Source organism: Kitasatospora sp. NBC_00458 (genome assembly GCF_036013975.1).
Taxonomy (GTDB): domain Bacteria; phylum Actinomycetota; class Actinomycetes; order Streptomycetales; family Streptomycetaceae; genus Kitasatospora.
On sequence record NZ_CP107904.1, the window covers coordinates 5,652,628 to 5,678,061 of the forward strand.

Below are 25,434 nucleotides of genomic sequence, written 5' to 3' on the forward strand. Positions count from 1 at the left end.
CGAAAGGTTCCACCACCATGCCCGTCGAATTCCTCGGCATAGCCGCCACCGGCGACGGTTCGGAGACCACCGCCCGCACCACCGCCGCGTTCGACCGCGACTACACCCTCCGGCTGGCCCGGGCCCACGAGGACCACGGCTGGGACCGCGTGCTGTTCGCCTACGGCGCCGGCGCCCCCGACCCCGCGCCCGCCGCGGCCTTCCTCGCCGCACACCTCGACAAGCTGCAGATCCTGCTCGCCCACCGGCCGAACGTCTCCTACCCGACCTTCGCCGCCAAGACCTTCGCGACCCTCGACCGGATCAGCAACGGCCGGCTCACCGTCCACTTCATCACCGGCGGCAACGACCACGAGCAGCAGCGCGAGGGCGACTTCCTCACCAAGGACGAGCGGTACGCCCGCACCCGGGAGTACATCGGCATCGTCAAGAAGGCGTGGACCAGCCGGGAGCCCTTCGACCACGAGGGCGAGCACTACCGGTTCAACGACTTCGTCTCGGACGTCTTCCCGGTGCAGCAGCCGCGCCCGGGCGTCTCCTTCGGCGGCTCCTCGGAGGCGGCCTACGCCGCCGGCGGCGCCGAGGCGGACGTCTACTGCCTCTGGGGCGAGCCGCTGGCCCGGACCGCCGAGCAGATCGAGCGGGTGAAGGAGGCGGCGCGGGCCGCCGGGCGCACCGACGTGCCGCGGATCCAGGTGGCGTTCCGGCCGATCATCGCGCCGACCGAGGAGCTGGCCTGGGAGAAGGCGTACCGGACGGTCGACGCGATCAAGGCCCGCCGGGAGAGCGGCGAGCTGATCCGCCGGGGCCGCCCGCAGGGCGCCGTACCGGAGAACACCGGTTCGCAGCGGCTGCTGGAGATCGCCGAGGCGGGCGAGCGCTACGACCGCGCGCTCTGGACCCCGACCGCCGCCGCCACCGGCGGGGCCGGCAACTCCAACGCGCTGGTCGGCACCCCGGAGACGGTCGCCCAGGCGCTGCTCGACTACTACGACCTCGGCGTGGACATCCTCTCGGCGCGCGGCTACGACCTGGTCGGCGACACCATCGACTTCGGCCGCCACGTGATCCCGATCGTCCGCGAGGAGGTGGCCAAGCGGGACGCCGAGAAGGCGGCCCGGGCCGACCGGGCGGAGCGCGACCGGCAGCAGCTGATCGCGGTGCAGGCGTGAGCGGCGCCCGGCCAGGGACCGGCCTCGACGTCGAGGTCCGCCGGGTCACCGTCGACGACCCGCTCGTCGAACCGCTGCTGCGCGAACTCACCGAGGAGTACGTCAACCGGTACGGGCCGTCCGCGCACAGCGAGATGACCCGCTTCCCGCCCGACAGCTGGACCGAGCCGCACGGCGTGCTGCTGCTCCTGCTGGAGAACGGCGAGCCGGTGGCCGGCGGCGCGTACAAGCGCTACGACGAGCGGACCGCCGAGGTGAAGCGGATGTGGACGCACTCCGCGCACCGGCGGCGCGGTCTGGCCCGCCGGGTGCTGACCGAGCTGGAGCAGGCCGCCGCGGCGGTCGGCTACCGCCGGATCTACCTCACCACCGGGCCGCTCCAGCCGGAGGCCAAGGGCCTCTACCTGGCCACCGGCTACACCCCGCTGTTCGACGTCACCGCCGATCCGCTGACCATCGGGCCGCTGCCGTTCGAGAAGCACCTGAAGTGACCGTGACCGTCTCCGCCGGACCCGGCCGCACCCCGCCCCGCACCCCGCACCCGCGCCGCACCCCGCACCTCCCGAAAGGCACCGCACCCGTGAGAACCACCACCGCCCGCCGCCTCCTGCTCGCGACGACCGCCCTCCTCCCGGTCCTGGCGCTGGCCGCGTGCGGGTCGGACCCGAAGGCCGCCTCGCCGGGCGCCGGCCAGCAGGCCGCCTCCGCCGCCGCCGAGGACCTGGTCTCCGGCATCAAGAAGTCGGACACCGCGGCCGCACTGCTGCCCGCCGACGTCCGCTCCGCCGGGACGGTGAAGTTCGGCTCCTCGATCGGTGCCCCGCCCACCGCGTTCTACGTCGACCAGGCCACCAAGAAGGCGGCCGGGGTGGACATCGACTTCACCGACGCGGTGGCCAAGGTGCTCGGCCTGACGGTGCAGCGCGAGGAGGCCGCCTTCGAGACCATCCTGCCCGCGCTGGGCAGCGGCAAGTACGACGTCGGCACCGGCAACTTCGGGGTCACCACGACCCGGCTGAAGACCATCGACTTCGTCACCTACATCGACGACGGCCAGGGCTTCGCGGTCAAGAAGGACAACAACTCCATCGAGCCGGTGACCGACCTGGTGCAGCTGTGCGGGCGCACCATCGGCACCGGCGCCGGCACCACCTTCGAGACCACGCTCAACGCCAAGAAGAGCGTCTGCACCGACGCCGGCAAGCCGCCCTTCGAGGTGAAGGCGTTCAGCGACACCGGCGCGGTGCTGACCAGCCTCCAGCAGGGCCGGGTCGACCTCGTGATGTCCACCATCAACGGCCTGCGCTACCAGGCCGCCCAGGAGGCCTCGGGGACCAGGTTCCTCGGCGAGTTCCACCGCCTCGACGTCGGCTTCGCGTTCAAGAAGGGCTCCCCGCTCACCCCCGCGTTCCAGGCGGCGGTCAACCAGCTGATCAAGGACGGCAGCTACGAGCGGATCCTGAAGAAGTGGGGGGTGGCCGACTCGGCCATCAAGGAGTCCCAGATCAGCCCGCCCGAGCACGCGTGACCCCCTGTCCGGGCCCCGGGCCCCTTGGAGGAATCCCACCATGACCGTCACCACCACCCCGGCCGTCCTCGGCAAGTCCGCGGACAGACCGGCCACCGCCCCGCTCGACATCGGCGAACTCGCCGGACTGCGCACCGTCCGCGCCCGGCACCCCTGGCGCTGGGCGGCCGGCCTCGGCGCCCTCGTCGTCCTCGCCCAGTTCACCCACGGACTGGTCACCAACCCCGGCTGGGACTGGGCGACCTTCCGCGTCTACTTCTCCGCCGAGACCATCCTGCGCGCGGTCGGCCGGACCGTCGAACTCACCGCCTACGGCACCCTGCTGGGCTTCCTGCTGGGCGCCGTGGTGGCCGCGATGCGGCTCTCCCGCAGCGCGATCCTGCAGTCCATCGCCTGGGCCTACGTCTGGGCGTTCCGCTCGATCCCGCTGATCGTCCAGCTGGTCTTCTGGTTCAACCTGTCGTACCTCTACAAGCGGTTCGGCGTCGGCATCCCGTTCGGCCCGACCTTCGGCGACTTCGAGACGGTCGGCGTCCTCGGCGCGCTCGGCGCGGCCGTGCTCGGCCTCGGCCTGCACCAGGCCGCGTTCGCCGCCGAGATCATCCGCGGCGGCATCATCGCCGTCGACGCCGGCCAGCGCGAGGCCGCCGCCGCGCTGGGCGTGCCGCGCTGGCGCCAGGCCTGGCGGATCGTGCTGCCGCAGGCGATGCGCAGCATCCTGCCGTCCGCCGCCAACGAGGTGATCTCGCTCTTCAAGGGCACCTCGGTGGTCTACGTGATGGCCATCGGCGAGCTCTTCTACCAGGTGCAGGTGGTCTACGGCCGCACCGGCCGGGTGGTGCCGATGCTGATGGTCGCCACCGTCTGGTACGTGCTGCTCACCACCGTGCTGTCGATCGGCCAGTACTACGTCGAGCGCTACTTCGCCCGGGGCGCCGACCGCAACCCGCCGCCCACCCCGCTCCAGCGGGCCCGGGCCTTCGCCCGGGGCCTGCGCGACCGCACCGGCCCGCCGAAGACCGGCCCCGTGACCGTCGGCCCCGTGACCGCCGGCCCCGACAAGACCGCCCCCGGAGGACGCTCGTGACCACCACCGTCAAGGAACCCGCCACCGCCGGGGGGCCCATGGTGCAGGTCCGCGGCCTGCACAAGAGCTTCGGCCCGCAGGCCGTGCTGCGCGGCGTCGACCTCGACGTCCCGGTCGGCTCGGTGACCGTGGTGCTCGGCCCGTCCGGCTCCGGCAAGTCCACCCTGCTGCGCTCGATCAACCACCTGGAGAAGGTCGACAGGGGCTTCGTCGCGATCGACGGCGAGCTGATCGGCTACCGCCGCTCCGGGGACCGGCTGCACGAGCTGAAGGAGCGCGAGGTCCTCCGGCAGCGGACCAACATCGGCTTCGTCTTCCAGAACTTCAACCTCTTCCCGCACCTGACCGTGCTGGAGAACATCGTCGAGGCGCCGGTCAGCGCGCTGCGCCGGTCCAAGGCCGAGGCCAGGGCGCGGGCGCTGGAGCTGCTCGGCCGGGTCGGGCTGGCCGACCGGGCGGACGCCTACCCGCGCCAGCTCTCCGGCGGCCAGCAGCAGCGGGTGGCGATCGCCCGGGCGCTGGCGCTGGACCCGAAGGTGCTGCTCTTCGACGAGCCGACCTCGGCCCTCGACCCGGAGCTGGTCGGCGAGGTGCTCGACGTCATCAAGGACCTCGCGCTGGGCGGCACCACGATGATCGTGGTGACCCACGAGATCGGCTTCGCCCGCGAGGTCGCCGACACCGTGGTCTTCATGGACGACGGCGTGGTGGTCGAGCAGGGCCCGCCGGCGGCCGTCCTCGACGACCCGCAGCACGAGCGGACCAAGGCCTTCCTGGCCAAGGTCCTCTGACCCACCCTCCCGTACGACCCCCTCCCATCCCGCAGGAGTTCCGCCATGTCCCTACCCCGTCGCGCCCTCGTGACCGCCGCCGCCGCGCTCGCCGCCGCCCTCACCCTGGCCGCCTGCGGAAGCTCCTCGGACGCCGCGGCGGACCTCGCCCCCGCGAAGGGCAGCACCGCGCCGAACGGCACCACGGTGAACCTGACCCCGAACCAGAACCGGGTGACCACGCCGAAGGTCGACGCCCTCGCGGCGCTGCTACCGGAGGAGGTCAGAAAGCGGGGCACACTGACCGTCGTCGACTCGCTCGGCACCACCCCGCCGCTGGACTTCTACGCCAACGACGACAAGACCATCATCGGCGTCGAGCCCGACATCGCCGTGCTGATCGGCAACGTGCTCGGCCTCAAGGTCGAGTTCAACCCGGTCTCCTGGGAGAACATCTTCGTCGGCCTGGACAGCGGCAAGTACGACGTCGGCATCTCCAACATCACCGTCACCGAGGCCCGCAAGGAGAAGTACGACTTCGCCACCTACCGCCTGGACATCCTCGGCTTCGAGGCGAAGAAGGGCAGCGGCTGGAAGGTCACCGGGCCCAAGGACATCGCCGGCAAGACCATCGCCGTCTCCTCCGGCACCAACCAGGAGAAGCTGCTGATCTCCTGGAACGAGGAGAACGCCAAGAACGGCCTGAAGGCCGCCGACATCAAGTACTTCCAGAGCTCCTCCGACTACTACCTGGCGCTCTCCTCCGGCCGGATCGACGCCTATGTCGGCCCCAACCCGGTGGCCGCCTTCCACGGCGTGCAGACCGGCGAGACCGAGGTGATCGGCACCTACTCGGGCGGCGGGGCGGACGTCCTCGGCAAGATCGGGGCCACCACGAAGAAGGACAGCGGCCTGGTCCAGGCGCTCAACGGCGCGATCAACGAGATCATCAAGAACGGCACCTACGGCCAGGTGCTGAAGCGCTGGGGGCTGGAGGCGGAGGCCGTCCAGACGTCCGAGATCAACCCGGTCGGCCTGCCCAAGCCCAAGCCCTGACCCGTTCACCTCCAGGCCTTCCCCCACCGCTATCGTGACCCGGTCAGGATGAACGGCGTTCGGATCCGGCGGACTTGGGGGAAGGCATGAAGGCGGACGATGTCGTGGGCGGCCGCTACCGGCTGGACCGGGAGCTCGGGCAGGGCGGCTTCGGTGTGGTGTGGGCCGCCTACGACGAGACCATCGGCCGGCCGGTCGCGCTCAAGGTGCTCTCCGAGGAGAAGGCCAGCGACGAGGAGGCGGTCAGCAGGTTCATCCGCGAGGCCAAGACCGTCGGCGGCCTCTCCAACCCGCACATCGTCACCCTGCACGACTACGGCCGGGTGCAGGACGGCCCCCGCTGGACCCACTACCTGGTGATGGAGCTGGTCCGGGGCCGTCCGCTCTCCGCGCTGCTCCGCGACGGCACCCCCGACCTGACGGTCTCCCTCAAGTGGACGCGGCAGGTCTGCAAGGCCCTGGACGCCGCGCACCGCTCGGGCGTGGTGCACCGGGACATCAAGCCCGAGAACATCATGATCGCCGACACCGGCGAGGCCAAGGTGCTGGACTTCGGCATCGCCCGGCTGCTCACCCAGTCCGGCAGCGGGCTCACCTCCACCGGCGTGGTCATCGGCACCCCGCCGTACCTGGCGCCCGAGTGCTGGGCCGGCGGGCGGATCGACGGCCGGGCCGACCTGTACGCGCTCGGCGTGCTGCTCTACCAGCTCTGCACCGGCCGCCGCCCGTTCAACGCGGGCTCGGCGGTCACCATGATGTACCAGCACCTCAACGAGGCGCCGCCGCCGCCGCGCACCGCCGACCCGGCGCTCGACCGGCTGGTCCTGCAGCTGCTCGCCAAGGACCCGGCCGACCGGCCCGCCGACGCCGCCGAGGTCCGCAGGCGGCTGCGGGACGTCAGGCTCGGCCCGGACCCGGAGCAGCTGCGGACCAGGGCGGACGACGCCTGGCGGCGCGGCGCGGCCGGCTCGCCGGAGCGGGCCGTGGAGCAGCTGACCGCGCTGATACCGGAGTTCGCCCGGGCCTTCGGGCCGGCCGACCCGCGGACCCTGCGGACCTGCCACGACCTGGCGCTCTGGCTGGCCCGCTCGGGCAGTCCGGGGGCGGCCGTCGCGCTGCTGCGCGAACTGGTCCCGGCCCTGGACGGCCACGAGCGGGCCCGCACCGACGTCGAACGCGACCTGGACCGCTGGGAGCGCGAGACGGTCCTCGCGGGCCCCGGCCCGGTCCGGCCGCTAGTGCTGGCCGAGCTGCTCGACGGCACGCCGCAGCACGGCTGAGCCGTCCTCGACGACCGGGTCGCCGTGGCCGAACAGCACCGTCCGGGACTCCAGCGCGGCCAGTCGGCGGAACGACTCGACGGCCAGCGCCGGATCGGTGTTGAAGACGCCGGGCATGGTCCGGCCGTCCACGTTGGCCGCGATGTCCCCGGTGAACAGCACCCCGGGGCCGGGCAGGTGCAGCGCGATCGAGCCGTCGGTGTGCCCCGGCACGTGCACCACCACCGCGCCGCCGCCGAAGCCGAGCACGTCGCCGTCCCCGACCTCGCGGTGCACCTCGCACGGCGGGGCCGGGGGCCGCGGCGGCAGGCTGTCCCAGATCTGCTGCTCGAAGGGGCTCAGCACGAACGGCGCGGGCTCCTGCTCGCCCCGGATCACCGGGGCCTCCAGCCGGTGCGCCACGACCTCGGCGCCCAGCCGCTTCGCCAGTTCGGCCGCCGAGCCGGTGTGGTCCTCGTGGTGGTGGGTGAGCACGATGGTGCGCAGCGCGGCCGGGTCGGCGCCGACGGCGCGGATCGCCGCCTCGATCGCGTCGGCCTGTCCGGCGATGCCGGTGTCGACCAGGGTGAGCGTGCCGTCCTCGTCGCGCCAGAGGTAGACGGTGCCGAAGTCGAGGGTGATCAGGGTCAGTTCGGGGCGTATCCGGGTGGTCTCCATGCTCGGATCCTGGACCGGCGGGTGACCGTTCACTCCTCCTGTTCGCCCTGGGCGTGGGGTGTTCGCCGTCGGCGTGACGGCGGCCCCGGCCCTGCCGGCGGGGCGCGGACGGCGTGCGGCGGCGTACCCGCGAGGTGCGGGCTGCGTGCGGCGGGGCGCGGGCTGCGTGCGGCGGGGCGCGGGCGGGGTGTCAACCGTGCGGGCACCCGAGAATCGGCCGCCCGGACTGTGCGGGTTGGGAGGATTTCGCCGACCGGGACGGTCTGGTCCCGGGGCGCGGGCCGTTGATATACCTCGCAGACAAGAGGCCGGCGCGGTCCGAGACCGCCCCGGTGAGCTGCGACGAACTTGATGGTGAGGCTCAGATGAAGCTCCTCCGTGTCGGCCCGCCGGGCGCCGAACGCCCGGTCGTGCTGGGCCAGGACGGCACCGCGTACGACCTCTCCGGGGTGACCCCGGACATCGACGGCGGGTTCCTCGCCGGGCTGGACGCCACCGCGCTGGCCGAACTGGCCGGAGCGGCCGCCGCCGGGCGGCTGCCGGTCGCCGACATCGCGGGCCGGCGGGTCGGCGCGCCGGTCGCCCGGCCGGGCAAGGTGGTGGGGATCGGCCTCAACTACCGCGACCACGCGGCCGAGGCCGGTGCGGCGATCCCGGACGAGCCGGTGATCTTCCTCAAGCCGAGCTCGACCGTGGTCGGCCCGTACGACGAGGTGCTGGTGCCGCGCGGCGGCGAGAAGACCGACTACGAGGCCGAACTGGCCGTGGTGATCGGCCGCACCGGCCGCTACCTGGAGGACCACGCGGCCGCGGCCGCGGTGATCGCCGGGTACACGATCGCCAACGACGTGACCGAGCGGGCGTTCCAGTTCGAGCGCGGCGGCCAGTGGGACAAGGGCAAGTCGGCGGAGACCTTCACCCCGCTCGGGCCCTGGCTGGTCACCGCGGACGAGGTGGCGGACCCGCAGCGGCTGCCGCTGCGGCTCTGGGTCAACGGCGAGCTGCGGCAGGACGGCTCCACCGGGCAGATGGTCTTCCCGGTGCTGGAGCTGGTCCGGTACGCGAGCTGGTTCATGGTGCTGGAACCGGGCGACGTGATCGTCACCGGGACCCCGGCCGGCGTCACCCTCGGCCGCCCGGGCACGCCCTTCCTGGCGCCGGGCGACGTCGTCGAGATCGAGATCGACGGGCTCGGCCGCCAGCGCCAGGTGCTCGGCAAGGCCTGACCGCCCGCGCCCGGCCCCGGGCACGGGGGTCGGGCCCCACGGCGCGGGCACCGCGGGCAGCCGCTGCGGCGCGGGCACCGCGGGAACCGCGTGCACCGCTAAGGCGCGAGCACCGCCCGCAGCCGCGCCGTCCGCGGCGAGTCCGTGCCCTCCAGGACCAGCAGCGAGGACAGCACCCCGGCGGTCTGCGGATCGTGCAGCGCCGTCGCCGCGGCCATCGCCACGAACTGGTCCACCAGCCACTCCCGCAGCTCGGTGACCGGCAGCGCCCGCCCCTCGTCCAGCCAGCTCAGCGAGGCGCCCTCGACCACCGCGATCCACGAGCGCACCAGCAGGGTGAGCCGCGGCCCCGCCTCGCGCACCCCGAGGTGGCGCAGCGTCCGCTTCAGCGCGGCCCGCCGGACGTCGTCCACGATCGCCGAGGTCCGGGCCGTCTCGACCACCGAACCGCCGCGCAGCAGCGCCGAGTAGCCGGCGCCGTGCTCCTCGACGAACGCGAAGTACCGCTCCAGCACGGCGGCCAGCTGCTCGGTCGGCGTGCCCGCGAGCGGTACCGCGAACCGGCCGGTCAGCTCCTCGGCCGCGCTGCGCAGCGCGGCCTCGTACAGCTGCTGCTTGCCGCCCGCGAAGTAGCGGTACACCAGCGGCCGGGAGGCCCCGGCGGCCTCCGCGACGTCGTCCAGCCCGACCTCCTCGGGAGGGCGGGTGGCGAACAGCTCCAGCGCCACCGCGATCAGCTGCTCACGCCGCTGCTGCACCGGCAGCCGCCGGTATCCGGCGCGCCGCGGCCGGGCCGGCTCGGGGGCGGGCGGGACGGGCGCTGAGCTGGCTTCCATGGCGGCCAGCGTAACCGCCGCGGGCCGGATCGGATCCGGGCGTGCACCGATCTTCCGAACGAACGTTTGCGGACGTCCCGGGCCTGCGCGCCCGCGCGCCCGCGCACTCGGCGGCCCCGCGCGCCCGCACTTCGGCCCGCCCCGCGCGCCCCGTTCACCCGGATGTCCCAGCCGGCCCCGGGCCGTAGGACACGCGCGGGCCCGCCGCCCCCGGCCGCGGCCCGAACGGGCCCGCCAGGGCCGTTCGGCACCCGTCCGCCGCGTCGGCCTCAGCCGTGCACCGGCCCCGCCCTGGGCCCCACAGCACCCGCCCGCCCCGCCGACCTCGGCCACGCACCGGACCCGCCCCGAGCCGAAGGGCCGCGCCGGTGCCGAAAGCGAGAGCGCGAGGAGGCCGCGAGGAACGAGCGGCATCGGAGCGCCGACCGTCGGCACCGGATCAAAGCGGCCTGGAGGCGAGCGGGCGAAGATGGAGCCCGGAGGCGAGCGGGCGAAGATGGGAGAGCCTGATCGTCCGCCGTACCGAGGAGGGCCCGCCGGATGGCGCAGACGCTGGAGCGGCCGAGCCGGGTCCGCAGACTGCTCGGGCTGCCGCGCGCCGTGTGGCGGTGGGTCCGTTCGGCGCCCGGGACGTACCTGTGGCTGCTGGTCCTCGGGGTCACCAGCTTCGTGGTGGCACGGATGGACCCGGCGAGCCTGGACTGGTTCCTGGCGGCCCGCTCGACCAACCTCGACCAGCTGAGTTCGCGCCCGGTGCACGCCCTGGTGGCCAGTGCGCTCTGGACCGAGCAGGCGAGCTGGCCGCTGTACCTCGTCCTCTTCACCGTCTTCCACGCCAATGCCGAGCGCTGGCTGGGCACCGTGCGCTGGTTCACGGTGGCCGCCGCCTCGCACGTGCTGGCCACCCTGGTGAGCGAGGGCCTGGTCGCCTGGGGGATCGTCCGGGGCAGTCTGCAGCGGAGCATGGCGGACACCGTGGACGTCGGGGTCTCGTACGCGCTGGCCGGGGTGGTCGCGGTGCTCACCTACCGGTTCGCCGGCGGCTGGCGCCTGCTGTACGGGGGAGGGGTGCTGCTGTTCTACTCGGTACCGCTGGCCGTCTCGCACACGTTCACGGATCTCGGGCACTTCAGCGCCGTCCTGATCGGCCTCTGCTTCTTCCGCTTCGGGCGCGGACGGCCGCTCTGGGATCCGGGTCCGGCGCTGCGGCGGTGGTGGTCCCGCCGCCTGCCGGGCTGAACGTTCCGGCGAAAACCGGGCGTTCGTCCGAATTGGCCGGTCCATGCCACCAGTGGGGGGCTTGCAAACGGCCCGGGCCGCGAAATGATGTCCGGATGGCTGAACTGATCACCTCCGACGGCACCACCCCGCGCCGTATCGCCGACGACCACGTGCGGGAGCTCGCGGAGCTCGACCCGCTGACCGCGGTGTACCTGGGCCTCAATCCCGAGGACGACCGCCTTCCCGACCTCTCCCCGGCCGGTACCGGGGCGATCGCCGCGCTCGGCCGCCGAACCCTCGCCCGGCTCGGCGAGGCCGAAGCCGCACTCGACGCGGCCGAGGCGTCCGGTGCCCCCCGGGACGAGGCCGAACGGCGCTGCGCCCGGCTGCTGCGCGAGCGGCTCACCGCCGAGCTCGCCGTGCACGACGCGGGGGAGGAGTACCGGGCGGTCCGCAACCTGGGCTCGCCGGTGCACAACGTGCGCGAGGTCTTCACCCTCATGCCCACCGACACCGAGGAGCAGTGGCAGCTGCTCGGCCGCCGCATCGCCCGGGTGCCGGCCGCCCTGACCGGGTACCGCGAGACGCTGGCCGAGGGCATCGAGCGCGGTCTGCTGTCCGGCCCCCGGCAGGTGGCCACCGTGATCGGCCAGCTGGGCGAGTGGCTGGAGGGCGAGGTGCCGGGCGGCTGGTTCGGCGAGCTGGTCCGGGAGGCCCCCGAGCCGCTGCGCGCGGGCCTCGCCGAGCACGCCGTGGCCGCCGCCGGGGCGCTCGCCGAGCTGCGCGACTACCTGCGCGACCACTACGGTCCGGCCGCCGCGGGCGGGCCCGACGCGGTCGGCCGCGAGCGCTACACCCGGTGGGTCCGCTACTGGACCGGCGCCGACCTCGACATCGACGAGGCCTACGCGTGGGCCTGGCGGGAGTTCCACGACCTCGACGCCCAGATGCGGGTCGAGGCCGAGAAGGTGCGTCCCGGGGCGGCCCCGATGGAGGCGATGAAGTGGCTGGAGAGCGACGGCCCGGCGCAGCACGGCGCCGAGGCCGCCCGCGGCTACCTCCAGGGCCTGATGGACCGGGCGATCTCCGACCTCCAGGGCACCCACTTCGACCTGGCCGAGCCGCTCACCCGGGTCGAGTCGATGATCGCGCCGGCCGGCAGCGCCGCCGCGCCGTACTACACCGCACCCTCGCTGGACTTCACCCGCCCCGGCCGCACCTGGCTGCCCACCCTCGGCCGTGACCGCTTCCCGGAGTGGGACCTGGTCTCGACCTGGTACCACGAGGGCGTCCCCGGCCACCACCTGCAGCTCGCGCAGTGGAACTACGTCGCGGACCGGCTCTCCACCTACCAGGTCAGCGTCGGCGGGGTGAGCGCCAACCTGGAGGGCTGGGCGCTGTACGCCGAGCGCCTGATGGACGAACTCGGCTACCTGACCGACCCGGGCCACCGGCTCGGCTACCTCAACGCCCAGATGATGCGGGCGCTGCGGGTCATCGTCGACATCGGCATGCACGCCGGCCTGGACTTCCCGGCGGACTCGCCGTACCGGCCGGGCGAGCCGGTCCTGCCGGACACCGCGCGCGAGTTCTTCGGCCTGTACTGCGGGCTGTCGGCGGACTTCCTGGACAGCGAGCTGGTGCGCTACCTGGGGATGCCGGGCCAGGCGATCGGCTACAAGCTGGGCGAGCGCGCCTGGCTGCGCGGGCGGGCGGCCGCCCGGGCGGCGCACGAGGCGCGCGGCGAGGACTTCGACCTCAAGGCCTGGCACATGGCGGCGCTGTCGCAGGGCTCGCTGGGGCTGGACGACCTGGTCGCGGAGCTGTCGGCGCTGTAGCCGCCGCACCTCGGGCGCGGGGACCGTCCGGCGGGCCCCCGGGGACACCTCCCCGGGGGCCCGCCCGGTTTCGCCCGCCCGGTTCCGGGCCGCCTGCGCCCCGCCCGCCCGGGCCCGGTTCGCCTGGGCCCGGATCCGGGGGGCCCGCCCTCCGGGCCGGGGCATCCTTCCTCCGGTCCGGGACCGCTCGGCCTCCGGTCCCGGACCTCTTGGTTCGTTGGTCCCATTTCACCCGATTTGGTGATGTTTTTCCTTGCCATCCGCTCTGGCGCGAGTTTGGCTTGAAGACGACTGCGTGACCTCTCCGCACCTCTCCGGAAAGGCTCCCCGTGTCTTCCACAGCTGCCACCCGTCACGAGACGCCGGACCCCCGCCGTTGGTGGGCCCTGGCGGTCATCGCCATCGCCCAGCTGATGATCGTCCTCGACATCACCATCGTGAACATCGCCCTGCCATCGGCCCAGAAGGACCTCGGCATATCCGACGCCGACCGGCAGTGGGTGATCACCGCCTACACCCTGGCGTTCGGCGGCCTGCTGCTGCTCGGCGGCCGGCTCGGCGACCTCTACGGCCGCAAGCGCGTCTTCACCATCGGCCTGCTCGGCTTCGCCCTCGCCTCCGCGATCGGCGGCGCCGCGAGCGGCCCGGAGATGCTGTTCGCGGCCCGGGCCCTCCAGGGCGCCTTCGGCGCGCTGCTCGCGCCCTCGGCCCTGGGGCTGCTCTCCACCACCTTCTCCGACCCGAAGGAGCGGAGCACCGCCTTCGGGATCTTCGGCGCGATCGCCGGCGGCGGCGCCGCGATCGGGCTGCTCCTCGGCGGACTCCTCACGGAGTACCTGAACTGGCGCTGGTGCCTCTTCGTCAACACCCCGATCGCGATCGCGACGGCCTTCGCCGCCTTCTCCGTCCTGTCCCGCGACCACATCGGCAAGGGGAAGCGGGTCAAGCTGGACCTGCCGGGCGCGGTGCTCGGCTGCGGCGGCCTGCTCGCCATCGTGTTCGGCATGTCCGAGGCGGTGAGCCGGGGCTGGGGCGACTGGCTGGTCCTGGGCTCGCTGGTGCTCGGCGTCGCCCTGCTCGCCGTGTTCGTGCTGGTCGAGAAGCGGACCCCGCACGCGCTGCTGCCGCTGCACATCGTCGCCGAGCGGAACCGCGGCGGCGGCGCCCTGTCGGTCGGCCTGGCCATGGTCGGCATGTTCGGCCTGTTCCTGTTCCTGACCTACTACCTCCAGGTCATCAAGGGCTTCTCGCCGGTGATGTCGGGCGTCTCCTTCCTGCCGATGACCGCCGCCATCGTGATCGCCTCCACCGCCATCTCGGCCAGGCTGATGACCAGGGTGCCGTCCCGCAACCTGATCGGCCCCGGGCTGCTGCTCGCGGCCGCGGGCATGGCGTGGCTGACCCAGATGAAGGTGGACAGCCCCTGGGTCGGCATGGTGCTGCCCGCCGAGCTCCTGCTGGGCTTCGGCATGGGCCTGGTCTTCATGCCGTCGATGAGCCTGGCCACCCTCGGGGTCGCGCCCAACGAGGCCGGCGCGGCCTCGGCCACCATCAACTCGGCCCAGCAGGTGGGCGGCTCCTTCGGCACCGCACTGCTCAACACCATCGCGGCGAGTGCCACCGCCAGCTACCTCGCGACCCGGATCGGCGCCGATCCGGGGGTCCAGGCCCAGGGCGCGGTGCACGGCTACGTGGTGGCCACCTGGGTGGCGATGGGCATCCTGCTGGTGGCCGCACTGATCGCGTTCGTGATGATCGACCACCGGCCGGCACCGGGTGAGGCCACCGGTGCGACGGGCGACGCCGCCGGGGCCCCCGCCACGGCGGGCGCCCAGGCGCCGGGACCGCGGCAGCGCGCCTCCTGAGGCCGTCGCCCGTCGCCGCCGGGGCCCGCCGCGAGGCCACGCAGTCATCCTCCGGCCCGCCCCGCGTCCCCGCCGGCTCCCGCCCCGTTCCCGCCCCGTCCCGATCCGGCCCCGACCGGGCGGGACGGGCCGGGGCCGGGGCGACCGACGGGGTCGACCGGCTGAATTCTCATCCGCCTCCCAGCCGCGCATCACGGCCCTCCCAGCTCCGACCGCCATAGTCGGAGCGTCCTCACACCGACGCCGACCAGGGCAGGAGCCGACCGGGCATGGGCCAGCACCGCCGCCGCAGACCACGACGCCGCCTCCCGGCCCGCACCGCCCTGACCCGCGCCACCCTGCTCGGCACGGCCCTGTCCGTCCTCACCGCCGCCGCCGTCCTGGCCGGCAGCCACGGCGCGACCTCGGAGGCGACCGGTGCCCGGCCGTCCGGCCCCGCGGTCCGGTCCTCCGCCCCGGTCGCCCCGGCCGCGCCGGCGCAGCCCGAGAGCCCCGCCGGCGCGGGCACCCCCTCGCCCGCGCCGACGGCCGCCTCCGTCACCGACCCGCCCTCCCCGGACGAAGCCTCCCCGTCCGCCGCCTCCCCGTCCGCCGCCTCCCCGTCCGCCGCCACGCCGTCCGTCACCGCCCTGGGCACCACCGCGGTGGCACCCGCGACACCCGAGGCGGCCACCGTCGGCGCGCTGTTCACCGGCAGCGTCCGCCCCGGCAACCACTTCTGCACCGCCAGCGTGCTGCACAGCACCACCGGGAACCTGCTGCTCACCGCCGCCCACTGCCTGGACGACCCGGACGGCGTCACCTTCGTCCCCGGCTACCGCGACGGCCGGGCCCCGTACGGCACCTGGCGCGTCACCGCCGTGCACACCACCGACGGCTGGTCCCGGGACGGCGACCCGGACGAGGACTTCGCCGTCCTGGAGACCGCCGCCGACGCCACCGGCCGCCGGATCGAGGACGTGGTCGGCGCCAACCCGCTCGGCACCGACGAGCCCTTCGACGCCACCGTCCGCCTCTACGGCTACCCCTCCGGCGGCGAGGACCCGATCCTCTGCACCAACACCACCGGACGGCAGAGCGCCTACCAGCGCGTAGTCGACTGCCCCGACTACCCGGGCGGCACCAGCGGGGGCCCCTGGATCTCCGCGGCCACCGGCCACGTGGTCGGCGCCATCGGCGGCTACCAGGAGGGCGGCGACACCCCGGACGTCTCGTACAGCGCCTACTTCGACCACACCGTCGCGGCGCTCTACGCCGAGGCGGCCGCCGCGGCGGCGCCCTGACCGCCGTAGCGGTTCCGGTGCCGTTCGAGGGAGCGCACCCGGGGGACGGCGGCCGGTACCGCCGCCGGTCCGCAACAGCCGACGGCCCGGAACCAGGCCGCGCGCCAGGCGGCGATCCGGTCCCCGGGGATGCCGCAGCAGCGGACGTAGGTGACCAGCAGCGGCTCCGAGGGCATCCGTAACCCGGCCAGCACGTCCGCCAGGGTGCTGCGCGGCAGCACCCCGAAGCCGCCCGTCCGGGCCCGCTCCTGGAGCTCGCGCAGCGAGGGCTGCCCGGCGGCCAGCCGGAGCCGGAGCATGGCCTCCAGCAGGTGGGCCGGTTCGTAGACCAGCTCCAGTCTTCGGGCCCTCCCGCCCGGTGGCGCCGCACCGGGCCGCCGTTCGGCCCTGGCGGCGGCCGTGCCCGCCCCGGCGGCGGCCCGCTCCCAGCGCTGCCGCGCCTCGCGGACCGACGCCCCGCAGGCCGCCGCGTACGCCTCGACCACCCCCAGCCGGGGCAGTGCGGAGCCGCTGTCGGCCCGCGACAGGGTGGCCGGCGAGCACCCGGACCGGGTGATCCGGCCGGCCATCTGCCGGTAGGTGAGGCCCGCCTCCGCGCGCAGGGCGCGCAGCCAATGGGCCAGTTCGTGGTGCGGTGCCGCCGGGGGCACCGCGTTCTTGCGTCGCGCCATTGCCGCCCTCCCCACGGCGTGCCGCCCGGTCGGCCGTCGTTCCCGGTAACGGCCGGAACCTGGTCCGACCGGTTCGGCCAGCCGACTGCGGTGCGATGTCGTGAATCGCCTCGAATGACGTTCCGGGTGGTACACGTATGGGTGCGACCACGGTAGTCATCGGGTTCTACCAAGGTCAATGCCCTTTGCCTCTTCTTTGCATCATCCGGTGTTGTAGAAGTTACCGCGGCAGGGTCTTGCCGGGGCCGGTTGATTCAATTCGTCCGGAATGCGGCGGAACGGATTCCGCCGCTCTGGCCTGGTCGAAGACGGTCCGGCCGGCCCCCGGTCGAGGCGACTGTCCGGCGCCGGCGGGTCGAGTGGCCCTTGCGGCGGGCTTTACCGGTCTGTTGGCATTGGCGGCGTCCGCAGCGGTATTTCGGAACTCTCGAAGGAGACATTATGTCGCCCACGGAAAACGCTGATTTCGCCGTCCTGGTCGAGCTGCTCAAGGACGTCAAATCCGGTCTGGAAGGCGAGTCGATCACCCCGGCCGACTCGGTGGTGGAGGACCTCGGGCTGGATTCCCTGGACCTTCTCCAGCTGGCCCGGAAAATCAACCGCCGGCTCGGCGTCGACTTCGACCTCGACAGCTGGAACGAGACCGCGGCCGAGCACCGCCGCACGGTCGGCTCGATCCTGGCCGTGGTCGCGGCGGCCCAGCGTGTCTGAGCGGCCCGGGACCAAGCCCGGCACCGGTCGGGTCGCCCTGGTGACCGGCGGCTCGCGGGGGATCGGCGCGGCCGTCGTGCACCGCCTGGCGGCCGAGGGGCTGACCGTGCACCTGGTCTACCGCGAGGCCGAGGAGGCCGCCCGGAACGTCGTCGCCGCCGTCGCGGCGGCCGGCGGCCGGGCGGTCGCCCACCGCGCCGACGTCGCGGACGAGAAGCAGGTCGTCGACCTGGTCGAGCGGATCGCCGACACGGAGGGCGCGCTGCACGTCCTGGTCAACAACGCGGCCGTGATCGACGACCGGCTGGTCGCCGCCACCCCGACCGCGCACTGGGAGCGGGTGCTCCGGATCAACCTGACCGGCCCCTTCCTGGCCTGCCGGGAGGTCCTCCCCGTCATGCTCGACCAGGGCTGGGGCCGGATCGTCAACATCTCGTCCAACTCGGTGCGGATCCCCGGCCCCGGCCAGAGCGCCTACGCCGCCGCGAAGGGCGGACTGGAGGCGCTCACCCGGACGCTGGCCGTCGAGGTCGGCCGCAAGGGCATCCGGATCAACACCGTCGCCCCCGGCAAGGTGCGCACCGAGATGACCGACGCCGTCGCCGAACGGCTCGGCTCGGACGGCGCCGGCACCCGCTGGGGCCTGCCCGAGGACATCTCCGGCCTGGTCGCCTTCCTGTCCGGCGACGAGTCCGACTACATCCAGGGCCAGACCTTCACGGTGGACGGCGGCCGGCTCGTGATGCGGGCCGCCGCCGGGGCCCGGCCGCGCCGGGCGGGGGTGCCGGCGTGAAGTACTGGGAGGACCTGGTGGGCGCGCCCGACCACCGGTTCGGTCCGCTGGTCTTCGGCGGCGACCTGCTCGACCGGCTGCTCGACCTGATGGGCGAGAAGCACCCCGTCCACGACGACGACGCCTTCGCCCGCGCCCTCGACCGCAGCAGGCGGATCGTGCCCGGCGGCTTCATCCACTCGATCACCTCCGGCTGGGTGGTCCAGCACGGCTCGCCGGCCGCGGTGGTCGGCCTGCGGACCCTGGCCTGGGACTTCGTCCGCCCGCTCTACCCCGACACCCCGTTCTGGTTCACCACCCGCACCGGCCGGTCCGTCGAGATCGACGACCGGCTCGGGCTGGTCGAGTCCACCCGGCGGGTGCACGACGACAACGACCGGACCTACGCGATCGGCCGGATGAGCGTGGTGGTGCTGCGCCGCGCCGCGGCCGTCGCGCTCACCCCCGGACCGGACCCGGCCGCCCCGGGACCCGCCACCGAACCGGCGCGGGCGGCCACCGCCCCCGCCCGGACCAGCGAGAGGACAGAACGATGACCGACGACTCCGCGAACAACCCGCCGGCCGCCCCGCTGCCCGGCCCGCTCGCACCCCGGCCGCTGGAGGGCCGGGTGGCCCTGGTCACCGGCGGCTCGCGCGGCATCGGCGCGGGCATCAGCCGCAAGCTCGCCGCCTGGGGCGCCACCGTGGCGATCAACTACGTCGACCGGGGAGGGCCCGCGAAGGAGCTCGCGGCCGAACTCACCGACTCCGGCGCCACGGTGAGCCTGCACCGGGCCGACCTGTCCGAGGCGACGGCCGCCGAGGAGCTGCTCGCCGAGGTCGGCGAGGCCCACGGAGGGGACCTGCACATCCTGGTCCAGAACGCGGCGGCCACGAAGTTCTCCCTGCTGGAGAACGCCACGCTCAGCCAGTGGCAGTTCGTCCAGGACACCAACGCCCGCGCCACCTGGCTGCTCGCCAAGCACGCGGTGCCGCTGATGAAGGGCCGCCCCGGCGCCCGGTTCATCACCATCACCAACTCGACCACCACCCGGATCGTGCCGCGCGCCGGGCTGCTCGGCGCCGCCAAGGCCGCCCTGGAGAACCTCACCCAGTTCCTGTCCTACGAGCTGGCGCCGCACGGCATCGTCGCCAACTGCGTCCGCCCGGGCCTGGTGCAGACCGGCGTCTTCAGCGTCCGGCCCGACTTCAACCACGGGGTGCGGCACGAGCTCGCGGTCTCCCCGTGGACGGACGGCCAGATGACCACCCCCGAGAACAGCGCCGACGTGGTCGCCATGCTCTGCCTCGACGAGGCCTCCTGGATCGTCGGCCAGACCATCACGGTGGACGGCGGCTACGCGGTCTGGGGCAACCTGAACAGCCCGCTCCGGGTCGGCGAGTGACGCGGGGAAGGGGGACCGCGCCATGTCCGACGTGATCGTGACCGGCACCGGGGTGGTCTCCCCGGCCGGTCTTGGCACCGAACCGCTCTGGTCCGCGATGGCCGCCGGCCGGTCGTTCTTCGACCCGGCCGGGCCGCTGCCCTGGCCGGTGGCCGCGGTCGACCGCGGCTCCGTGCAGTGGCCGCCCGGCAAGCCCTGGATCGACAACCGCAAGTACGCCAACCTGGCCGCCTACTGGGCGGTCGAGGCGGCCAGGCTCGCGCTGCGGCAGGCCGGCCGCGACCCGGACGCCCCGGACGGCCCCGGCTGGGGCGACCCGGAACGCGGCGGCACCGTGATGGCCGTCGGCAGCACCGGCGACGAGCTGGGCGACGTGATGCCCCGGCTCGCCGGGATGGCCCTGGACGACCCGCGCCCGCTCGCCACCCTGCTCTACGAGGAGGTGCCGGACTACTCCTACATCCGCGGCATCCCCTCCCAGCTCGGCCAGTTCGTCTGTATGACGACGGGCTTCCGGGGCTCCAACGTCGCCGCCTACGGCGAGGTGGCGGCCGGCGGCCTGGGCGCGCTGGCGCTCGCGCTGCGGCTGCTGGAGAGCGGCGAACTGGACCGGGTGCTGGTGGTCGGGGTGGCCCCGCCGTCCTCGGTCTCCGCACTTGCGTCCTTCGACCGGGACGAGCCGATCGGCACCGAGGCCGCCCCGGGGCGCGGCCCGTTCGACGAGGAACGGGCCGGGCCGCTGCTCGGCCAGGGCGCCGCAGCCGTCCTGCTGGAGCGGGCCGCCCCGGCGGACGCCCCGGCACCCCGGGCACTGGCCCGGCTGCTCGCCTGCGAGACGGTGGTCGCCGCCGACCGGGCGAGCGCGACCGGCCTGGCGGTGCGGGCGGCGCTCCGCCGGGCCGGCGGCCGGCCGGACCTCTGGTGGGCGCACGGCTCGGGTTCGCCGGCCGCCGACCGGGAGGAGTGCTCGGCCGTCCTGCCCCAGGTCGGCGCGGTGCCCGTGACCAGCAGCAAGGGCACCCTGGGCCTCGCCCTGGAGTGCTCGGCGCTGATCGACACCGCCCTCGCGGTCGAGTCGCTGCGCCGCGGCCAGCTGCCGCCGGTCGGTCTGCTGCGGCGCCCCGACCCCCGGCTCGGCGGCCCGGACACCGTGACCGGGGCGGCCCGGCCGGTACCGGGCCTGGGCACCGCCCTGGTCACCGGGATCGACCACGGCCGGGGCACCGCCTCGGCAGGCGCCCTGGTGCTCGGCGGTGTCACCGGTGACCCGCGCGACCACCACGCACGGCGGGAGGAGGAGCTGTGACGGACGACGACATCCTGATCACCGGCATGGGCGTGGTCACGCCGATCGGCGCGACCGTGGAGGACTTCTGGGAGGCCAACCTGGCCGGCCGGTCGGGCGTGGTCGCCGAGGACCGGATGGACCTCAGCGGGCTGCCCTGCGGCTGGGCGGCCGGCCTCATCCCCGAGGACATCAGGAAGGAGGTGTCCGAACGCTGGGGCGACCCGGACCGCACCTGGGGGGACACCCTGCTGCACTGCGTCGTGGACCAGGCGCTCACCGACGCGGGCATCACCGGCCCGGTCGGCGGCGACGTCGCCGGACTGGTCTGGTCCCGGGTCTGGCCGGGGCCGAGCGGCTCCTTCCCGCAGGACTACGCGGTCCACTTCCGCGAGCTCGGCCAGCGCTACCGGCGGATCGGCAACGACCCGGCGGCCGTGCTGGAGAGCCTGCGGAGCCGTCGGCTGTCGGCGGAGGCCTCGGACCACTCGGCCTTCCCGGTCGAACTGGCCGGACGCCTCGGCGTACCGCTGATCGCCTCCCGGGTGGAGGCCACCTGTTCCGGCGGCCTGCGCTCGATCGCCGAGGCGGTCCGGCTGCTGCGCCTCGGGCGGGTGGAGGTCGCCGTGGTCGCGGTCTCGGTCTCCCGCAACACCCAGTACGTGCTCTCCCAGTACGGGCAGCTGATGGCGCTGTCCCGCTGGAAGGGCGATCCGGCCCACTCGTCGATGCCGTTCGACCGGCGCCGCTCCGGCATGGTGATCAACGAGTCGGCCGGGGCGCTGGTGCTGGAGACCGCGGGCCACGCCGCCCGGCGCGGAGCGTCGGCGCACGCCGTGGTCGGCGGCTGGGGCCTGGCGGTGGACACCACCCACATCACCGCGCCGCAGGTCGGCATGGTCGAGCGGGTGATGCGCACCGCGATCGCCGGCTCCGGGCTCACCCCGGACGACATCGACACCGTCAACGCGCACGGCACCTCCACCAAGCTCAACGACATCACCGAGGCCCGGGCCCTGCACCGGGTGTTCGGGGAGCGGACGGCGGAACTCGACGTCTGCGCGGTGAAGTCGCTCACCGGGCACGGCTCGGCCGCGTCCGGGGTGGTGGAGACGGTGGCGGCGGCGCTCACCCTCGGCCGGGGCGTCATCCCGCCGGTGGTGACCACCACCGAACCGGACCCGGCCTGCGCGGTGAAGACCTCGCTCACGCCGGTGGAGCGCCCGGTCTCCACGGTGCTGAAGAACTCCTTCGGCTTCGGCGGGCAGTACGCGTCCATGGTGTTCAAGCGCCCGGCGCAGCCCCGTCAGGCCCCGGTCCGGTGAGCGGGGGGAAGTCCGTGGGCACCGCCGAGCTGCCGGTCGACGTGGTCGAACCGGTCGGCGGGCACCGCGCCACCGTCCTCTGGCTGCACGGCCTCGGTCAGGGCCCGGAGAGCCTGGTCGAGGTCTCCGACCGGATGGGGCTGGCCCGGGCGGGCGTCCGCGGGGTCTTCCCGCAGGCGCCGCTGCGGCCGATCGGCCGGGTCTCCGGCGACCCGGTGCGGGCCTGGTTCGAACAGGACGTCTTCGCCCTGGAGAACCCCGGCCCGGCGTCGCTGCCCAGCGTGCTCGCCATCGAGCGGCGGCTGCGTGCCGTGCTGGACGAGGAGACCGCGCGGGTGGGAGCCGGGCGGACGGTGATCGCCGGGTTCTCGCAGGGGGCGCTGATGGCGCTGGTGCTGGCGCTGCGGTACCCGCAGCGGCTGGCCGGGCTGGCGCTGTACGCGCCGTTCCTCCCGGACGAGGCGATCCCGCTGCTGGCCTCGCGCAGGTCGGCCGTCGCGGCGGACCTGCCGGTCTGGATCGGCCACGGTGCGTTCGACTGGATCATCCCGGAGCAGAGCGGGCAGAAGGTGCGGGACGTGCTGGCGGACTGGGGGCACCCGGTGCGCTGGCAGCGCTACCGGGCCGGCCACGAGGCGTTCGGCGGCGTGAAGCGCGGGCTGCCGGCCTTCCTGGACCGGGTCCTCGCCCCCGCCGGGGGCTGACCGGCCGATCCGAACGGGGGCCGGGCTTCGAGACCCCTCTCGAAGCCCGGCCCCGCAGCGCGCCCTCGCGCAGGAAGTCGGCCGGTCCGACTTCCTGCGCGGGGGGTGGTGCTGGTGGTCACGTGCCGAGGACGCCCGCACGTCCCGGGACCGGACGGCCGCCCGCGTAAGGGGGCCATGGGCCTTCTCGGCACGTTGTACGGAGGAGTGGGGCGAGGACATCAGTCGGGCTGGTAGTCCTCATGACGGACGGCACGGTCCCAGACGGCTTCGAACGCCGTGGCGCACAGCTTGATCGTGGGTTGATCGGTGACGAGCTCGGAGTCCGTCCAGTCGCCGCTTCCGCTGAAGTGGTTGACCAGCAGGACGCTGTCGTCGAAGAGCCAGAAGTCGTTGCCGGGCAGGGCCAGATCGGTCGCGCTCCGCCGGGGCAGCCAACGGACCTGCTCGCCCGCTGTGATGTTGTGCTCCTCGGTGATGGCGTGTTCGAAGCGGGTGTAGTCGCTCAGCGGCTCCGACACGATGCGGGCTCGGCGTACCGCCACACCCCGGTCGGTCGCGGCGCGGACCAGTCCCCGCCAGTTCACCTCGTCAGCGCCGTCGAGCACGATCCGGCCGTCCTGCCAGGCGATGTACGACGGGTCGTCGAGCATGTAGGCGTCACGCATCTCAAGGTGCACCGCCGAACGCTCCGTCGCTTGGAACAGTCGTTCAAACAGAGCTGCCACCGTTCACCTCCGGGAAGAACCGAAGCATCCGGTGGGGGAACTCGATCACGGTCTCGTGCTCCGGGAGGTCCAGCTGGGCCAGCCGTTCGGTGTCCAGTACCTTCCAGCCCTGGAGGAGGTAGTTGCCGGTCTCGTCATCCAGGTAGACCGTGGGGGAGTGCCCGTTCGGGGACTCGGGGTCCTTGCCGAGCTTGTGCAGCGCCATGCCGGCTTCCCTCTCGCTCGTAGCCGAAGCGGATCGCTGCGAAGAAGCATGCAGCACCGGGCAGTTCCTACGCCTCGGACTTGCGCGAACTTGCACGGGTGGGGGAGGACGGACCTGCTCTCTCTTCCCGCGCAGGAAGTCGGACCGGCCGACTTCCTGCGCGGGGAGAGGCGCTGGTGGTCACGTGCTCACCCCCGGCGGCCCCTCGCGGGCGCGAGGGGCCGCCGGAACGACCCGTTAGGTGCTGCTGCCGAGGTGGTCGAGTTCGCCGGACTTGATGGTGCGGAGGAGGTCGGCGAAGGCGGCGGGGGTGGTGCGGAGGATGACGTCGCTGTCATCGGATTCCCGGAGTTCGACCAGGCCGTTCAGCAGCCGGACCTCCACGCACGTGTCATTGGCGCCGGAGTAGCTGGACCTCTGCCAGTCAGTGGTGACCATGGGTTGTCTCCGCGACTTGGGCGGGGTGGGTGGTTGCTGTTGTGGCGCCTCGCTCGGTTCGAGCGAGGCGCCACATGGGTCAGGCGCGGTGGTCGAGTTCGCCGGCCTTGATGGTGCGGAGGAGGTCGGCGAAGGCGGCGGGGGTGGTGCGGAGGATGACGTCCCCCTCGTCGGACTCACGGAGTTCGACCAGCCCATTCACAGTGCGCACCTCGACGCAGTCACCACCTGAACCGCTGAACGATGACTTCTGCCAGTTGTTATCAGGCATCCTGGGCCTCTCACAGGGTTCGTGCAATCTTGTGGATCAGCTCGCGCGAGTCATTCTCGCTCAGTGCTGACTCCTCGGTGCGACTGAAGATCGTTCGGTAGCTTGTCAGTTCGCTCACAGCATCGAGGTAGATGGAGCCTCGGGACGACTCAAGCTCGACGGTGTCCAGCTCTGGTATGGCGCCGAACGCGTAGGTGAGGTTTTCGACCGCTCCAGGAAACGTGCTGACATCGAACGGCACCACTCTGATCGTCATCCACGGTTGCTCGGAGTCCTCAAGGAGCGACTGAAGCTGCTCCTTCAGGACCGGGGAGCCGCCGAACCTCGTCCACAGTGCCGACTCGTAGATGAAGGCGGTCAGGGGCTTCCGGTCTCGCCGGAGGTCGTTCTTGCGTTGCACTCTGAAGGCCGTGCGGGCCTCCAGTTCATGTCGCGGCAGAGGCGGAATCAAGCGGCCGAAGACCGCAGACGCGTAGCTGATGGTTTGGCATGGTCCGGGGATGTGGGTGAGGACCCAGATCATGAGCTCGCGCGAACTCTTCTCCAGTTCGGCGTTTTCGAGGAAGCCGTCCGGGATCGTCCCCCGGTACTCCTCCCACCAGCCTCTCGACCGGTCTTGGAGCATGTCCTCAAGCGCGTCGACAAGAGGCCCATTCATGCACTTGCAGGCGGCGGCGAACGACTTCAACCGCTCGGGACTCACGCCGACTTTTCCGGACTCCATCTGGCTGACCTGAGTCCTGTCGATCCCCAGCGCCGTGCAGAGTTGCGGTGCGGTGAGTCCGGCAGCCTCACGCATTCTCCGCAGCTCGGCACCGATGCGGCGCTGACGGAGGGTTGGGTTGCGTCGGGGCGGCATGGGTTCCTTCCTTGCCTTGGGTGATCCAAGTGTGCAGTGCGGCCCGCAGGCGGGTCCACCTGCACACCCAAGGGTGAACCTAGCCCGAATGTGTATCACAGGTGATTCGGCTGCTGTAGCGTCATCTCATCGACTCACCGATGGTGCGTCAGTAACGCCAGCTTCCGAGGCAGTAGGCGCCTGCTGCCCTTTTGCACCGCAGAGCAACCGGCTTCGGCCTGGCCTGGCTCACGGTGAC

At 73.3% G+C, this 25,434-nt stretch carries 27 protein-coding genes; 19 read left to right on the forward strand and 8 right to left on the reverse strand.

What is annotated here, in order from left to right; all coding sequences use genetic code 11:
- Positions 1-17: 17 nt before the first annotated feature.
- The 7 genes from OG550_RS23550 (at position 18) to OG550_RS23580 (ending at position 6,893) form a co-directional block, all read left to right on the forward strand.
- Entirely contained in the window at positions 18-1,172 is a 1,155-nt protein-coding gene (locus tag OG550_RS23550) for an LLM class flavin-dependent oxidoreductase (protein WP_327680629.1), read from the forward strand.
- Positions 1,169-1,663, forward strand: a complete 495-nt coding sequence (locus OG550_RS23555) for a GNAT family N-acetyltransferase (RefSeq protein WP_327680631.1) — start codon at positions 1,169-1,171, stop codon at positions 1,661-1,663. Before OG550_RS23550 ends, OG550_RS23555 begins: the two co-directional genes overlap by 4 nt.
- 89 nt (positions 1,664-1,752) lie before the next feature.
- On the forward strand, positions 1,753-2,700 hold the full coding sequence (locus tag OG550_RS23560; RefSeq protein WP_327680633.1) for an ABC transporter substrate-binding protein: 948 nt from the start codon (positions 1,753-1,755) through the stop codon (positions 2,698-2,700).
- A gap of 40 nt (positions 2,701-2,740) precedes the next feature.
- Complete coding sequence (locus tag OG550_RS23565) at positions 2,741-3,787, forward strand: amino acid ABC transporter permease (RefSeq protein WP_327680635.1); 1,047 nt, start codon at positions 2,741-2,743, stop codon at positions 3,785-3,787.
- 38 nt (positions 3,788-3,825) lie between these two features.
- Positions 3,826-4,578 (forward strand): amino acid ABC transporter ATP-binding protein, encoded by a 753-nt coding sequence (locus OG550_RS23570; protein WP_327684088.1) that lies wholly within the window; start codon positions 3,826-3,828, stop codon positions 4,576-4,578.
- A 45-nt stretch (positions 4,579-4,623) separates the two neighbouring features.
- Complete coding sequence (locus OG550_RS23575) at positions 4,624-5,613, forward strand: ABC transporter substrate-binding protein (RefSeq protein WP_327680637.1); 990 nt, start codon at positions 4,624-4,626, stop codon at positions 5,611-5,613.
- A gap of 86 nt (positions 5,614-5,699) precedes the next feature.
- Positions 5,700-6,893, forward strand: a complete 1,194-nt coding sequence (locus OG550_RS23580; protein ID WP_327680639.1) for a serine/threonine-protein kinase — start codon at positions 5,700-5,702, stop codon at positions 6,891-6,893.
- Here OG550_RS23580 and OG550_RS23585 read toward each other — a convergent pair.
- Positions 6,849-7,550 (reverse strand): MBL fold metallo-hydrolase, encoded by a 702-nt coding sequence (locus OG550_RS23585; RefSeq protein WP_327680641.1) that lies wholly within the window; start codon positions 7,548-7,550, stop codon positions 6,849-6,851. The genes OG550_RS23580 and OG550_RS23585 overlap by 45 nt on opposite strands.
- A 365-nt stretch (positions 7,551-7,915) precedes the next feature.
- On the opposite strand from OG550_RS23585, the gene OG550_RS23590 reads away from it, so the two are divergent.
- Positions 7,916-8,776: a fumarylacetoacetate hydrolase family protein gene (locus tag OG550_RS23590; RefSeq protein WP_327680643.1), complete on the forward strand. Its 861-nt coding sequence runs from the start codon at positions 7,916-7,918 to the stop codon at positions 8,774-8,776.
- A gap of 98 nt (positions 8,777-8,874) precedes the next feature.
- Here OG550_RS23590 and OG550_RS23595 read toward each other — a convergent pair whose 3' ends face one another.
- Entirely contained in the window at positions 8,875-9,612 is a 738-nt protein-coding gene (locus OG550_RS23595; RefSeq protein ID WP_327680645.1) for a TetR/AcrR family transcriptional regulator, read from the reverse strand.
- 540 nt (positions 9,613-10,152) lie between these two features.
- Between OG550_RS23595 and OG550_RS23600 the strand changes: the two genes are divergently transcribed.
- From OG550_RS23600 to OG550_RS23615, 4 genes are all read left to right on the forward strand, one after another.
- Entirely contained in the window at positions 10,153-10,851 is a 699-nt protein-coding gene (locus OG550_RS23600; protein ID WP_327680647.1) for a rhomboid-like protein, read from the forward strand.
- Between the two features lie 95 nt (positions 10,852-10,946).
- Positions 10,947-12,671 (forward strand): DUF885 domain-containing protein, encoded by a 1,725-nt coding sequence (locus OG550_RS23605; protein WP_327680649.1) that lies wholly within the window; start codon positions 10,947-10,949, stop codon positions 12,669-12,671.
- A gap of 413 nt (positions 12,672-13,084) precedes the next feature.
- The gene (locus OG550_RS23610; RefSeq protein WP_442906171.1) at positions 13,085-14,536 is read left to right on the forward strand and encodes an MFS transporter; all 1,452 of its coding nucleotides are present in this window, start codon (positions 13,085-13,087) and stop codon (positions 14,534-14,536) included.
- Between the two features lie 269 nt (positions 14,537-14,805).
- Entirely contained in the window at positions 14,806-15,819 is a 1,014-nt protein-coding gene (locus OG550_RS23615) for a trypsin-like serine peptidase (protein WP_327680652.1), read from the forward strand.
- On the opposite strand, the gene OG550_RS23620 is transcribed toward OG550_RS23615, so the two are convergent.
- The gene (locus OG550_RS23620) at positions 15,786-16,490 is read right to left on the reverse strand and encodes a helix-turn-helix domain-containing protein (RefSeq protein WP_327680654.1); all 705 of its coding nucleotides are present in this window, start codon (positions 16,488-16,490) and stop codon (positions 15,786-15,788) included. The two genes, OG550_RS23615 and OG550_RS23620, sit on opposite strands and share 34 nt — an antisense overlap.
- A gap of 441 nt (positions 16,491-16,931) precedes the next feature.
- Between OG550_RS23620 and OG550_RS23625 the strand changes: the two genes are divergently transcribed.
- From OG550_RS23625 to OG550_RS23655, 7 genes are read left to right on the forward strand one after another with little or no spacing between them, the layout of a single operon-like run.
- Positions 16,932-17,201, forward strand: coding sequence for a phosphopantetheine-binding protein (locus OG550_RS23625; protein WP_327680656.1), 270 nt, complete (start codon positions 16,932-16,934; stop codon positions 17,199-17,201).
- Positions 17,194-17,994 carry an SDR family NAD(P)-dependent oxidoreductase gene (locus tag OG550_RS23630; RefSeq protein WP_327680658.1) on the forward strand — a complete coding sequence of 267 codons (801 nt, stop codon included), beginning with the start codon at positions 17,194-17,196 and terminating at the stop codon, positions 17,992-17,994. The genes OG550_RS23625 and OG550_RS23630 overlap by 8 nt, the downstream gene beginning before the upstream one ends.
- Positions 17,991-18,530, forward strand: a complete 540-nt coding sequence (locus OG550_RS23635; protein ID WP_327680660.1) for a MaoC family dehydratase — start codon at positions 17,991-17,993, stop codon at positions 18,528-18,530. Before OG550_RS23630 ends, OG550_RS23635 begins: the two co-directional genes overlap by 4 nt.
- Positions 18,527-19,381 carry an SDR family NAD(P)-dependent oxidoreductase gene (locus OG550_RS23640; RefSeq protein ID WP_327680662.1) on the forward strand — a complete coding sequence of 285 codons (855 nt, stop codon included), beginning with the start codon at positions 18,527-18,529 and terminating at the stop codon, positions 19,379-19,381. Before OG550_RS23635 ends, OG550_RS23640 begins: the two co-directional genes overlap by 4 nt.
- A 22-nt stretch (positions 19,382-19,403) precedes the next feature.
- Positions 19,404-20,687 (forward strand): beta-ketoacyl synthase N-terminal-like domain-containing protein, encoded by a 1,284-nt coding sequence (locus tag OG550_RS23645; protein ID WP_327680664.1) that lies wholly within the window; start codon positions 19,404-19,406, stop codon positions 20,685-20,687.
- Entirely contained in the window at positions 20,684-21,991 is a 1,308-nt protein-coding gene (locus OG550_RS23650) for a beta-ketoacyl-[acyl-carrier-protein] synthase family protein (protein ID WP_327680666.1), read from the forward strand. The genes OG550_RS23645 and OG550_RS23650 overlap by 4 nt, the downstream gene beginning before the upstream one ends.
- A 14-nt stretch (positions 21,992-22,005) precedes the next feature.
- Positions 22,006-22,695, forward strand: coding sequence for an alpha/beta hydrolase (locus OG550_RS23655; protein WP_327680668.1), 690 nt, complete (start codon positions 22,006-22,008; stop codon positions 22,693-22,695).
- A 221-nt stretch (positions 22,696-22,916) separates the two neighbouring features.
- On the opposite strand, the gene OG550_RS23660 is transcribed toward OG550_RS23655, so the two are convergent.
- From OG550_RS23660 to OG550_RS23680, 5 genes are all read right to left on the reverse strand, one after another.
- A complete protein-coding gene (locus tag OG550_RS23660) occupies positions 22,917-23,423 on the reverse strand; it encodes a DUF6879 family protein (RefSeq protein WP_442906065.1) in 507 nt (168 codons plus the stop codon).
- The gene (locus tag OG550_RS23665; protein ID WP_327680670.1) at positions 23,407-23,628 is read right to left on the reverse strand and encodes a hypothetical protein; all 222 of its coding nucleotides are present in this window, start codon (positions 23,626-23,628) and stop codon (positions 23,407-23,409) included. The genes OG550_RS23660 and OG550_RS23665 overlap by 17 nt, the downstream gene beginning before the upstream one ends.
- A 237-nt stretch (positions 23,629-23,865) precedes the next feature.
- Positions 23,866-24,066, reverse strand: coding sequence for a DUF397 domain-containing protein (locus OG550_RS23670; protein ID WP_327680672.1), 201 nt, complete (start codon positions 24,064-24,066; stop codon positions 23,866-23,868).
- Positions 24,067-24,145: 79 nt separating this feature from the next.
- Positions 24,146-24,337, reverse strand: coding sequence for a DUF397 domain-containing protein (locus OG550_RS23675; RefSeq protein ID WP_327680674.1), 192 nt, complete (start codon positions 24,335-24,337; stop codon positions 24,146-24,148).
- Positions 24,338-24,347: 10 nt separating this feature from the next.
- Complete coding sequence (locus tag OG550_RS23680) at positions 24,348-25,196, reverse strand: helix-turn-helix domain-containing protein (RefSeq protein ID WP_327680676.1); 849 nt, start codon at positions 25,194-25,196, stop codon at positions 24,348-24,350.
- Positions 25,197-25,434 lie beyond the last annotated feature (238 nt).